The organism is Sorangiineae bacterium MSr11367, assembly GCA_037157805.1.
In the GTDB taxonomy this organism is placed as follows: Bacteria; Myxococcota_A; Polyangia; order Polyangiales; family Polyangiaceae; genus Pendulispora; species Pendulispora rubella.
On record CP089983.1, the window covers coordinates 376,791 to 389,466 of the forward strand.

The 12,676-nt window shown below is 66.3% G+C and carries 5 protein-coding genes; 2 read left to right on the forward strand and 3 right to left on the reverse strand.

The window, feature by feature from the left end; genetic code table 11:
* Window positions 1-91 precede the first annotated feature (91 nt).
* A complete protein-coding gene (locus LVJ94_01590) occupies window positions 92-4,132 on the reverse strand; it encodes a protein kinase (protein ID WXB05956.1) in 4,041 nt (1,346 codons plus the stop codon).
* 30 nt (window positions 4,133-4,162) lie between these two features.
* On the opposite strand from LVJ94_01590, the gene LVJ94_01595 reads away from it, so the two are divergent.
* On the forward strand, window positions 4,163-5,653 hold the full coding sequence (locus LVJ94_01595; GenBank protein WXB05957.1) for a sigma 54-interacting transcriptional regulator: 1,491 nt from the start codon (window positions 4,163-4,165) through the stop codon (window positions 5,651-5,653).
* Between the two features lie 106 nt (window positions 5,654-5,759).
* A complete protein-coding gene (locus LVJ94_01600) occupies window positions 5,760-7,862 on the forward strand; it encodes a S9 family peptidase (protein WXB05958.1) in 2,103 nt (700 codons plus the stop codon).
* A 129-nt stretch (window positions 7,863-7,991) separates the two neighbouring features.
* Here LVJ94_01600 and LVJ94_01605 read toward each other — a convergent pair whose 3' ends face one another.
* Both LVJ94_01605 and LVJ94_01610 read right to left on the reverse strand, forming a co-directional pair.
* Complete coding sequence (locus tag LVJ94_01605) at window positions 7,992-9,305, reverse strand: SidA/IucD/PvdA family monooxygenase (GenBank protein WXB05959.1); 1,314 nt, start codon at window positions 9,303-9,305, stop codon at window positions 7,992-7,994.
* On the reverse strand, window positions 9,302-11,563 hold the full coding sequence (locus LVJ94_01610; protein WXB05960.1) for a GNAT family N-acetyltransferase: 2,262 nt from the start codon (window positions 11,561-11,563) through the stop codon (window positions 9,302-9,304). The genes LVJ94_01605 and LVJ94_01610 overlap by 4 nt, the downstream gene beginning before the upstream one ends.
* Between the last annotated feature and the right edge of the window lie 1,113 nt (window positions 11,564-12,676).

The window sequence follows — 12,676 nt, forward strand, 5'->3', positions numbered from 1 at the left end:
GCAATAGTAGTTCTCGACAATCCATACATCCTATTTTGAGGATGCGTTGCGGGGATGCAAGGAAAGTACATCCGTTGGCCCCCGCCACCGCTCACGGCCGAGGCGAAATTTGCGCGAGAAGCTCCCTGTTCTCGGGGACGGCGTGGAGGAAGCGCTCGCGGTCCGCGGCGTCGTGGAAGAAGGCGGCGCGGGCCATGAGGCGGGTGTGCGCCTGTTGTAGGGCTTCGGCGGGGGACTCGCGGGTTTTGGCGTAGACGAGGCGGATGCGCGCTTCGGCGTCTTCGAAGGTGCCGATGCCGGTGAGAAGCTCGTGCGATGAGGTGGCGGCTTCGCGGGCTTCGTCGAGGCGGCCGCCGTCGAGCAGGACCTCGGCCAGGACGGCGAGTGCGTGGGCGCGGTAGGGCGGGGACGCGATCAAGGTGCCCGCGGCTTCGCGTGCCGTGGTTTCGGCTTTCTCCAGGGCGCCTGCGGTGCGGTGCACGTGGGCGAGTGCGGTGAGCGCAAAGCCCGCGAGGACGCGGTTGTGCGAGACGAGGGAGGTCGCGGCGATGCTGGCCTCGTGTGCGGCTTCGTCGAGCAAGCCGCGCTGTGCGATGGCCAACGCCAGAATGGCCCGGGCCGTGTCCCCCGCGTAGGCCAGGCCGATGCGCTCGGTCTGCGGGATCATCTCGCGCATCATCTCCTCGGCATCGCCAGCGGCGCCCGCGAGAAGGGTCGCGTGGCCCCACCACGCACGCGCGAGAAGCCCGTTGCGCGTATCGCCCGCGCGCTCGAAGGAGCGAACGCACGCTTCACCGAGCTCTTTGTAGGCGCAAGGGTTCCCGCCGAGGAAGCGCGCGCGCTGTCGTTGCGCGAGCAGCGCCCAGCCCCACGCCACCGGATCGGCCTTCGTGGGCTCGTCGCAGAAGGATAGGAGCCGCCGCAGGAAGGCATCGGCCATGGGATAGATGCCCAGCGCGCACGCAAAGGACACGACGAACGACGCGGGCATCACGTACGCGGCGCGCGCCTCCGGCAGCGGATCGATGCTCTGCAGCTCCCCGACGACGCCGGCCAGCGCGGGCACGTTGCCATGGTGCGCGTGCACCACCAGCTTGCCGGCCATCGACTTGCACCACAGCGCGCTCCCACGCGGCAAATTCGCCGAAGCTTCGTCCAGCCATGGCGCCGCGCGCTCGTGATCGTTGCGCCAGATGTACGTCTCCGCCTGCACGAGACGGAGCGATCCGAGACGCTCCCCGGTCACGCCTTTGGCGACGGCCCGCTCCACGTCGCGAAGGGCCGCATCGAGGTGATTCGCCTCGAAAGCTTGCTCGGCCGCACGGCACCACCAATCGAGCGCGCGAACCGGATCGCCCGCGAGCTCGTAGTGCTCGGCCAAATACCCCGCGTCGTCCTCACCGCTGCGTTCGAGCCATGCACCCGCCACCCGGTGCGCCGCCGCGCGATCGTCGTCGGTCAGCATCGCGTACGCGCCATCGCGAAGCAGCGCGTGGCGGAAGCCGTACTCGTCTTCGCCCGCGAATTTCCCCGCGCCGCGGCGCACGATGATCTCTTCCTCGAGCAGCAGCGACAGCTCGCGCGAAAGCGTGGCCGCCCGCTGCGTTCCCCCGAGAAGCTCGGCCACGCCACCGCGCCAGAAGACCTCGCCGAACACGCTCGCTGCGCGCAGCACCCGCCGCGTGCGCGGTTGCAGCCGCTCGAGGTGCGTGTGCACCATGGCCAGAATCGTATCGGGCAGCCCCTCGTGGTTCTTGCCCTGCGCGATCGCGCGGATCAACTCCTCCAGGTAAAAGGCATTGCCCTCTGCGCGCTCCACCAGCCGCGCGAGCAATTCGACACCGACCCGCTCGCCCAAGGCGTCACGCACGAAGCGCTCCGCAGCCGCGCGCGACAGCGGCGACAGCGAAATCTCCTGTATTTTGCGCCGCTGCCGCAGATCCGGAAATTGCTCGTGCACCTCCGGCCGCGCCAGCGCGAGCAGCATCCACGGGCGCGCATGCAGATCGCGCAGCGCCTCGCCGAGGCACTGCACCGACGGGAGATCCGCCCAGTGCATGTCCTCGATGACCACGATGACCGAGGCCGACGCCGTCTCCGCCGCGAGCAGCTCCTGCCACGCGCGGCGGATCTGGTCGAACATCACCGACGGATCGCGCCGCGCCGCAGAGAGCTCGGGGCTTGCGTCGTCGGGAAACGGCACCGTGGCCAGCTCGCCCACGAACGCCGCCACCCGCGCGACGTTCTTGCGCGGCACGCGCTCGGCCACCCGTGCCACGATCTTCTGCTGGCTCAAGTGCGCCGGCTCCCCGCGCACCAGGCCGGCGTGCCGCCGCACGGCGGGTGCGAGCAGCGAAAACGGCGAACCTTGCCGCATCGAATCGCCCGATCCGAGCCACACGCGCGTGTTCGGCGCGCGCGCTTCCAGGCGATGCAGAAACTCCTCCCGCAGACGCGACTTGCCCATGCCCGCTGGGGCCGTGACCAGCACGCTCTGGGCGGATTTCTCCGAGACGCATTCGTCGAAGGTCGCGTCCAGCAGCGACAGCTCGCGCTCGCGCCCCACGAAGGCCGCAGGCCGGCCGAGCAACGTGCGCGCCGGCGCAATGTGCTCGCGCTCGCCGTGCAGCTCCAGGTGATCGCCCGTCCCCGCCACCTCGAATCGCGCATCGAGCAGCGCCGCCGTCACCTCGTCGATGCGGATCGGCAGAGCGCGCAGGCTCGGGCGCGGCGTGGCCGCCCTCGAAAGCGGGATGCGGCTTTCCGGCGGCCGATCCAGCTCGCGCTCGAAGAGCCGCGCCGCGCGCTCGATGGCTTCGTCGACGGTATCGGGCCCCGTGCGCGTGCGCCCCAGCTCGCGCCGCCCCGTGGCCAGCGCCATCGGGATCCAAGGCATCGCCGCGCGCAGCACCAGGGCACATCGCGCGGCGCGCATCGCTTGATCCGTGGCCGCCGTTTCGCTGGCCGCCGCCCACAGCGTCATCACCAGCGCGCCGTTGCCAAGGCGATCCACTTTCGCCCCGAAGGGCCGCACCAAGTCGGCGAGCGCCGCCGGATCGAGCACCGTGCGGCGGAAATCGCGGGAGTAGACGGCCACCAAATCTTCCGAGGTGCCCAAGGTCGAGGCGTAGGCCAGCGAAGCCTCCGCCGGCGGTGTGACCAGCGCCTTCGGGTCCCAGGTCACGGCCTCGCCGGCGACCACCACCGAGACGAGCCTCCGCTCCGCCTCCGTGATGACCGGCACGCGCATCATCGACGAGGGCGCGATCGACATGACCCCGCGGTGCGCACCGATCTCGCGCAGCCGCGCCAACACCGCGCCGCCATCGAGCGGGCGCTCGCTCCGCTCTTTGGACAACATGGCCGCGACCAGATCGTCGAGCTCCTCGGGCACGTCGGGAAGGCGATCGCGCAGGCGCGGTGGCTCCTCGAGCACGATCTTCAGCAGCACGGCCAGCGCATGGTTCGCCACGAACGCGGGCCTGCCCGTGATGCACTCGAACATGAGGCATCCCAGGGAAAACACGTCCGCGCGCGCATCGACTTTTTCGCCGCGGATTTGCTCGGGGGCCATGTACCCGGGCGTGCCGATGACCCGGCCCGTGGCCGTCATGGTGGTGCGCGTGTTGGTCTCCAACCGCGCGATGCCGAAATCGAGAAGGCGCAGCCCGCTGTCGCCCTCGGCCAGCTCGGTGCCGCGCAGCAGGAAGACGTTGCTCGGCTTGATGTCGCGATGAATGACACCGTGTGCGTGGGCGTGAGCGAGGGCCTCGGCCAGGTGCCGGAAGATGCGGAGCGCTTCGTCAAGTTCGAGCCCCGTGTCCTCGTCGCGGTGCCATTGCAGCCGCGAGCCGAGATCTTCCCCGTCGAGCCACTCCATGGCGAGGTAGGGCTGGCCATCGGTGGTCATCCCGTGCGCGATGTACGAGACGATGCTCGGGTGGCCAAGCTCGGAAAGAAGCGTGGCCTCCAGCATGAAGCGGCCTTCGCTATCCTCGCTTCGCCCTAGCACCTTCAGGGCCACCGGCGCGTTCGCTTGAAGATCGTGTGCAGAATACACGATTCCCATGCCACCCTTGCCGATCTCCCGATCGATGCGAAATCTCTCCGCGACGATGTCGCCTTGCTGCACGGCCGCCGAGTATAGACGTAGGATAGCCTGGTGACCACGACGACACTGACGTCGACGGACGACTCCGAACTGACGGGAAACGACGGCGCCCGCGAGCGCAAAGACGTTGGGTTCATCGTCGTGTGGTCGTCGTCCGAGCCGCATCGCGTGGGCGAGATTGCGCTGCTCACGGCCGAGAAAGACGTCTACGTGCTCGGGCGCAGCCACGAGCCCGGCCCTGGGGACGTGCGCCCGAGGGTCACGTTTTTCCGGCAGCGCCCGGGCGAGGTCACCAAGGCCGGGCCGCTCGAGTCCCAGCGGATTTCACGGGAGCAGCTCGAGGTGCGGCGCGAGCCGGGCGAAGCCGTGCTCAACGTGAAAAACGTGGGCCGTTGCCGTCTCTTCGGCGAAAACAGCGAGCACGAGGTGGCCGAGCTGCGCGTGCGGCCGGGCGATCTGATCGAGCTGCGCGGGCAGGTGCTGCTCATGTGCGTGGAGCGCCTCGCCTGGGTGGGGCACTCGAGCGCGTTGCGGGCGTACCCGCCGTTCGAATTCGGCATGGCCGACGCGCATGGCATCGTGGGCGAGTCGCCCGAGGCCTGGCGCATGCGCGAAATCGTGGCCTTCGTGGCCAAGCGCGCGGGCCACGTGCTGGTGCGCGGCGAAAGCGGCACCGGCAAAGAGCTGGTTGCGCGGGCGCTGCATGCGCTCTCGGATCGGCAGACCCGGGCCATGGTCTCGCGCAACGCGGCGACGTTGCCCGAGGGGCTCATCGATGCAGAACTTTTCGGCAACGCGCGCAACTACCCCAACGCGGGCATGGAGGCGCGTGCGGGCCTCGTCGGCGAGGCCCACGAGTCGACGCTGTTTCTCGACGAGTTCGCGGAGCTGCCCGCGGGGCTGCAAGCGCACCTGCTTCGCGTGCTCGATGCGGGCGAGTACACGCGGCTGGGCGAGCCGCGCCCCCGCCGCGCGGACTTCCGCCTGATCGCGGCCACGAACCGCGCGCTCACGGCCCTGAAACAAGACGTGCTCGCGCGTCTGCCTTTCCGCATCGAGCTCGCGGGCCTCGGCCAACGCCGCGAGGACATTCCGCTGCTTCTCGCCCACGTGCTGCGGGGCATCCGCGCGAGCGATCCCGAAGCCGTCGCCCGCTTCATGGATGGCACGACCCCGCGCGTCTCGGCCGATTTCGTGAAGGCGCTGCTGCGCCACCCGTACACGACGCACGCGCGCGAGCTTTCCACCTTGGTGTGGCAGTCCGTGATGTCGAGCCTCGGCGACCGCCTGGACGTACCCGCCGGCGCCGGCCGCAGGGAGATGGACACCAGCCCGGACATCAGCGCCAACACGAGCACCGGCGAGCTGCCCGTCGCGACCGAGGACGAAGATTCCCTGAGCCCGACGCGGATCCAAGCTTGCCTCGACGCCCACAACGGGGTCATCGAACATGCGTGGCGCGCCCTCGGCCTATCCAGCCGCCATGCTTTGGCGCGCCTCATACGAAAACACCGGCTCGAACTACGCCGCTCTCCCAAGTAAGGACGAGGTTTCGGGCACACCCGAACCCGGGGCTTACAGCCAAATGGCCAAAAGTCCATTGTGCCAATATCGACGGCATTGCTGAGTTGTTGTAAACAGGCGCACGATGCATATGCCGCGCCCTCTGCTACCTCTGTTCGCTTGCGCGCTCGCTGCCTGCGCCAGCACGACCCCCACGGCCCCGCAGGCCCCTTCCGTCGAAGTCGCCAGTCCGATTTTACCGGAAGTGCGCGCGGCCGCCGCTGGACCGCACCACGCGTTCAACGTCGATGACATGCTCGCGATGGAGCGTCTCGAGCAGTTGGACGTGTCGCCCGACGGAAAGCTCGTCGTCTTCACGGTCTCCACCGCCGATGTCGCGGCCAACCGCCGCCGCACGGATCTCTGGCTGGCCACCGTCGACGGTGCCTCGGTGCGCCGCCTCACCACGCACCCCGAGGGCGACTTCGGCGCGCGCTTCGCACCCGATGGAAAGAGCATCTACTTCATCTCACGGCGAAGTGGATCCATGCAGGTGCATCGCCTTCCGCTCGAGGGCGGTGAACCCAGCCAGGTGACGTCGCTGCCGGTGGACATCGATTTTGCCATTCCGTTCCCGGATGGCAAACGCCTCCTCGTGGCCATGGAGGTCTACCCCGACGCGGCGACGCTCGAGGAGACGGCCAAGCGCGACGAGGCGAAGGCGAAGTCGCCTTCCAAGGTGATGGCCTTCGACCAAGCGATGTTCCGCCACTGGGACAAATGGGACGATGGCAAGCGGACGCACCTCTTCGTCTGGCGCCCGGACGGGCCGCCGATCGATCTGATGAAGGGCTCCCCGTACGACGCACCGCCCGGGCCGTTCGGCGGCTCCGAAGAGGTGACCATCTCGCCCGACGGGAAGACCGTCGTCTTTGCGTCGAAGCAAGTGGGGCGCGAGGCCGCATGGTCGACGAACATCGACATCTGGCGCGTTCCCGCCGACGGAAGTGCGGCGCCGGTGTCGCTCACGGCGAAGAACCCGGCGGAGGATACGCACCCAGTGTTTTCGCCCGATGGCTCGAAGGTCGCGTACCTGGCGATGACCCGCGCGGGGTTCGAGGCCGATCGCCGCCGCGTCGTCCTTCTCGATTGGAAGAGCGGTCAATCGAAGGTGCTGACCGAGGCGTGGGACCGCTCGGTGGCCGATCTCTCGTGGAGCCGCAATGGCAAGACGCTGTATGCGACGGCCGACAACCTGGGGCATCGAAGCCTCTTCGCGATTGCTCCCGACAGCGGGAAGGTGACCACGCTGGTGCCCGAGGGCACGGTGGCCGACGTGCAGGTCGCGGGGGATCGCCTGGTGTTCCTGCGCGATACCTTGACCAACCCGGCCGAGATTTGGGTCTCCGGGTTCGACGGACGCACGCCGAAAGCGATTACGCATTTCAACGATGCGCGCGTGGCTGCGATCGATTGGGGCGAGCCGCAGCAGTTCACCTTCGACGGCGCCAAGGGCGACAAGGTGCACGCCTGGATCGTGAAGCCGCACGGCGCGCGCGGTCCGGTGCCGACGGCGATGCTGATTCACGGGGGGCCGCAGAGCTCCTTCGGGAACCACTTCCACTACCGATGGAACCCGCAGATTTACGCGGGGCGTGGCTTTGCCGCCATCATGATCGACTTCCACGGTTCGACCGGATACGGCCAGGCCTTCACGGATGCCATCCGCAACGACTGGGGAGGAGCACCGTACGAAGACATCATGAAGGGCACCGACGCGGCCCTGGCCAAGTATCCCTATTTGGATAAGTCCCGCATGGTGGCGCTCGGCGCTTCCTACGGCGGCTTCATGATCAATTGGATCAACGGCAATACGGATCGCTTCAAGGCGCTCGTCTGCCACGACGGCAACCTGGACGAGACCACCGCGTACTTCGACACGGAAGAACTCTGGTTCCCCGAGTGGGAGCACCACGGTACGCCCTGGGACAACCCCGAGGGCTACTCGAAACACAGCCCGATGAAGTTGGTGAACAAGTGGAAGACGCCGACCTTGGTCATCCACGGCGGCAAAGACTTCCGCGTGGTGGACACCCAGGGCATGTCCACGTTCACCGCGTTGCAGCGGCGGGGCATTCCTTCGCGGTTCGTGTATTTCCCGGACGAGAACCACTGGGTGCTCAAGCCGCAAAACTCGAAGCGCTGGCACGAAGAAGTGCTCGGCTGGATCGAGAAGTATTCGAAATAAGCAAGGAGAGAGAATTACAGGAAGACGGGAAGACGGGAAGGTTTAGGAGGGTTTCCTCTGAGCACCTTCTCACAATCAAAAAATCTTCCCGTCTTCCCGTCTTCCTGTTCAATCCATCAGGGAGACTCCTCAAAAGGTGGTGTAGGCGGTGTGTCGCGGGAGGCGGTACAGCTCGCGTCCGGCGACTGTGTTCAGGATGATGGCATTGCGGTAGGCGCCTATTCCCAAATCGGGTGCGGCGGCGCCGTGGCTATGCAGATCGGCGTTGGAGACGAATACGCGTCCGGAGACCGATTCGTCCAGCTCCACCGAGTGATCGCGGCGCACGATGTAGCGCTTCTTGTCGTCGCGGCGCACGAGGTGCTCCATGGGCTCGAGGAACGCGGGCCTCCTCGGGACGTAGCCGGTGGCGGCGACGACGAGATCCGTCTCGTGCTCGAAGACGCGGTCCGAGTCCCGATCGCGGCATGACAACAGGACACCGCCGTTGCGCGCGGGCGCAGCCCCCTCGACGGTGATGCCGCATCGGAGCTCGACGGGCGCGAGTCCTTCTTCGAGATCGCGCCGGTAGAGCGCGTCGTGAATGAGCTCCAAGGTCGCGGTGGAGATGCCTTTGTAATGACGCCATTGCTCGGCAAGCAGACGATCTCGCTTCTCTTGGGGGAGCCCGTGGAAGTGATCGATGTACGCAGGCGTCGTCATCTCGAGCACGAGCTTCGTGTAGTCGAGCGGCGCGAACGATACGGTGCGCGTGAGCCAACTCATGGCGGGGCCGCCCGTGAGGTTTCGGCGGAGCAGATCGAGCGCCGCCTCCGCGCCCGATTGCCCGGAGCCCACGACGGTCACGTGCTTCGCGCCGTCGATGCGCTCTCCGCTCCGAAGGTAATCGGCCGTGTGCAGGACCTTGCCCGGAGGGAGCCCCGCGAGGGACGGGGGCATCGAGGGCTCGGTGCCCACGCCGAGCACCAAGTCGCGCGCACGAAACAGCCGGAGCTCGCCGCGCGCGCCGTGGAGGGCATGCACCACGAAGCGCTCCTCGCGGGGATGCCAGGCGATCTTCTCCACACGGTGGGAGAATTGGATGGACGGAAGCTTCGCCGCCGCCCAGCGCAGATAGTGTTCGTATTCTTTGCGGGTCGAGTGGAACGCTTGCCGAATGTAAAACGGATACAAGCGGTCGTTGTCGTGCAAGTACGACAAGAACGAGAGCGGGTGCCTCGGCTCGATGAGCGAGACCAGGTCGGCGAGGAAATTGACCTGGAGCATCGCGTCGTCGAACATCATGCCCCGGTGCCAACGGAGCTCCGCTTCGGACTCCAGCACGACGAGGCTCGGGCCTTCCACATGGCTCGCGAGCGCGGCGAGGCCCAGGTTGAACGGGCCGCACCCGATGGCGACGACGTCGATGTCGATCGGGCGGGGCTCGGCGGAGGGACGGTTCATTGCCCCACCGCTTCCTCCAGCACGATCTCGCGGGGCGGTACGACGGTCCTGCTGGTCCGCGCGTTGAAGAGCGCTTCCTGTGCCCGGCCGCACATGACGACCGCATCGATGAGCCGATCGATGTCGTCGGGCGTGCTGTTCGGGTTGAGCAAAGTGAATTTGAGGCACGTGCTCGGGGTTGCGCTGCGGCCCTGGAGCCGTACCGTCGTTCGTCCGATGAGCGCCGTGCCCGAGGCGAGCAGGGTGCGGCGTAGCTCCGCGTTCAAGTCGTCGAGCACGGAGCTCGGCGACGAGCCGCGGTAGCGGAAGAGGACCGTCGTGAGCGACGCGGGCGCGACGAGCTCGAGATCTTCGTGCTCACCGATCCGTCGCTCGGCGTAATGCGCCAGATCGTGGCATGCATCGACCATCGCCCCGAGGCCCTGGCGGCCATAGGCGAGGAAGGTCGCCGCCACTTTCGCGGCGTCGGCGCGCCGCGTGGTTTGGAGCGAGCGCCCGAGCAGGCCGTCGTAGCCCGCGCGTGTGTCGTCCGGCGGATTGAGGTAGTCGACCGAGCGCTCCAAAGGCTGGAACAATTTGGCATCGCGCACGAGCAACACGCTCGCCGCCGCGGGCTGCCACCCCATCTTGTGCAAGTCGACCGTGATGGAGTCGGCGAGCTCGATCCCTTTGAGCTTCTCCGCGAGGCGCTCCGAATAGAGCGCGCCGAAGCCATAGGCCGCGTCGACGTGGAACCAAGCGCCGAATTGGCGGGCGATGTTGGACAGCGCGCGCAGCGGATCGATGCTGCCGAAGTCCGTCGTTCCCGCCGTGGCGAAGATGGCCACCGGCGTGACGCTCGATCCCAGGGATTGCAGGATGGAGAGCAGGGCTTCGGGGCGCATTCGATGCTTCGAGTCGGTCGGCACCTCGAGGACCGTCCCCTCGCCGAGTCCGAGCGTGGCGCACGCCCGATGCACCGAGAAGTGCGCATGCTCGGAGCACAAGACGATGGGGCGCGGCAGCCCGGCCACGCCGTGCTTTCGCACATCGACACCGAGCTTGTGGGCCATGGCGTCGCGTGCGAGCAAGAGCGCCTGCAAGTTCGAGAGCGAGCCGCCCGGCGTGAACACGCCCCCCGCGTGATCCTCCAGGCCCGCGAGCTTGGTGAGCGAGCGAATGACCCATTGCTCGATGGCGATGCCGGCGGGGCCCGAGTCGTACGTGTCGAGCGAGCCATTCTCGGCGCTCACGAGCACATCGGTCGCGACCGCCACCGCGAGAGGCGGTGGCTGCAAGTGCGCCGCCGCGTGCGGGTGGGCGAGGTGGATCCCGTGCTCGAGCAAGATCGAAGCGATCTGCTGGAGCGCGGCGTCCGTGCCGATGCCCCGCTCACGGAGGAACGCGGGCCCGAGCGCCTTGGACACCTTCGAGAAGACTTCGTTCGGCGTCCCCACCGGCAACGGTCCACGGAGCCCTCGCGCGGCGCTCACGCCACGGGAGATGTGCGTGAGCCCCCCCGCGATGCCGGCGAGACCATCGTTTGCCCCCGCCAACGGGAAGCTCGGCGCCGGGCTGCTCTCGACGTGGACGGCGTGGACGGGCGAGAGCTTCACCGGCGAGGGCGCGCGGGGCCCGACATTGAAGAGCTTCTTCGATTCCTGGGGAGAGATGGCCAGGGGCACACTCCCGCCCCCGCCTTTGCGCTCCAACGCCGTGGCGTATTGAGCCCGCGAGCAAAAGTAGAGTCGAGCCGTTTTGGCGCCTATTCCTTGAGCAGGATCGTCGGGCAGGTTCACCAGCTTCTGCCATTCGAACCCTCCACGCTCGAGGAAGCGGTGGATGTTCCAGTTTAACGCGTCCGGCTCGGCCACGATCCTCTGGACGTCTTTGTCATCCAGCATCAAGTCCATGAGCATCGTGAAGATGTGCCAGCTGTAGTCCGGGACGAACTTCGCCTGCGGCCCCACGAGCAGGTGCACGCCGCGATCGCTCGGGAGCGCGTCGTAGTACCGGCCGAGCAGCATCTCCGTGGGCCGGTAAAACTCGGTGATGAATGCCGGCTCACCATTGAACAACCCCAGACATACATAAGAATGCTTCACGATCTCTCGGTAAACATTCTCGACATCCTCGATCGACTGGCCCACGAGTCCCCAAAATTTCGAGTACTCGGTGCGAACCCACTCGTGCACCTTCTCGATATCCGAAGAAAGCTGCAATGGACGGAGGGAAAACTCACCAATGTGTGGCACGTACTTCGTACAAACCGTCGTCATGGACACCACCTCGTCATGTCTAGAACTTTGTTTGGGGGGCCGAATGCGCACTCGCACGAAGCCAAGCGATCACATACGTCACACGCAAGAAAGAAGAAGCGACGGGCCGTCACCTCGTACACATACGGTCGGCTCCCCCCGAGGCATGGGGCAGGGAAGAGCCCTTATCGAGGAGGCATACGTTCGAATGCGTCGTGGGTTTCTTGAAACTTGAAACCTGGTCCGCGCTATCGAACCGGAGATGTCCGACCCTTCCCGAAGGTATTAACTCCACGGTTTATTTTTGCAATGATGTTCGACATCGTTGAGTGGACTTTCTTGATTCGTCCCTTTGGAGATTACCGCTGGCGTGATCTGGGTCGAGCACGGCAGTCTCGCCTTTGCGGTTGCGACATTGCGTACATCGCAATTCAAGTGATTAAATAGTCTTCGAGCGCCTGCTCATATCCACCTTCGTAGCCGCTCGACGTAATGGCTACCACGAGATGCCGTGAGCGCACGCTGTAAATGTCGTTCCCGTCGTTGCCCGATCTCGAGGGTCATTCCACCGCCACTATCGACGCCCAAGAGCACGAATACGTTCGACTTCTCGAGCACCGGTCGTTCGAGACATCGAGTCCACCATTCGGACCACCTTCGCTCCCATTCGCGTTTCACGACGAGGTTCAAAAAACGTTCTCCGTCTGAAAGAGGGCCGGAGCCCGTGTGGGGTTGGAAGGCGTCTTACGAACGATTCGCATTTGGCCGCCCATGGGTGCGCGCTCATACCCTGGCGTGCACGGCCCTGGCTTTGCTACTGCGCAGGGGGCTCTGGACGGATCGGGCCAGTGCACCGGCCGGAACGCTCCAACGTCCTTTGAAATGCCCTCGTTTTTGCCGAGTGGGGAACCGCCTCGACGCTTGGCATCGAATTTGGAGGAACGAGCACCGCCGACGGGTTTCACGAGGAGCGATGACTTGAACGAGCAGGTGCTCCCGGTTTCCTTTAACGTACTAGGTTTCCTGTCTCTCATATTAAATTAAGCATTCCAGAAGCGTGTGGCGCCGTTCGATTCAACCGCGCCGAGGAACTCTGCTTCACCGTCTTGCCGTGACGTGATCGAAGGACCGCCG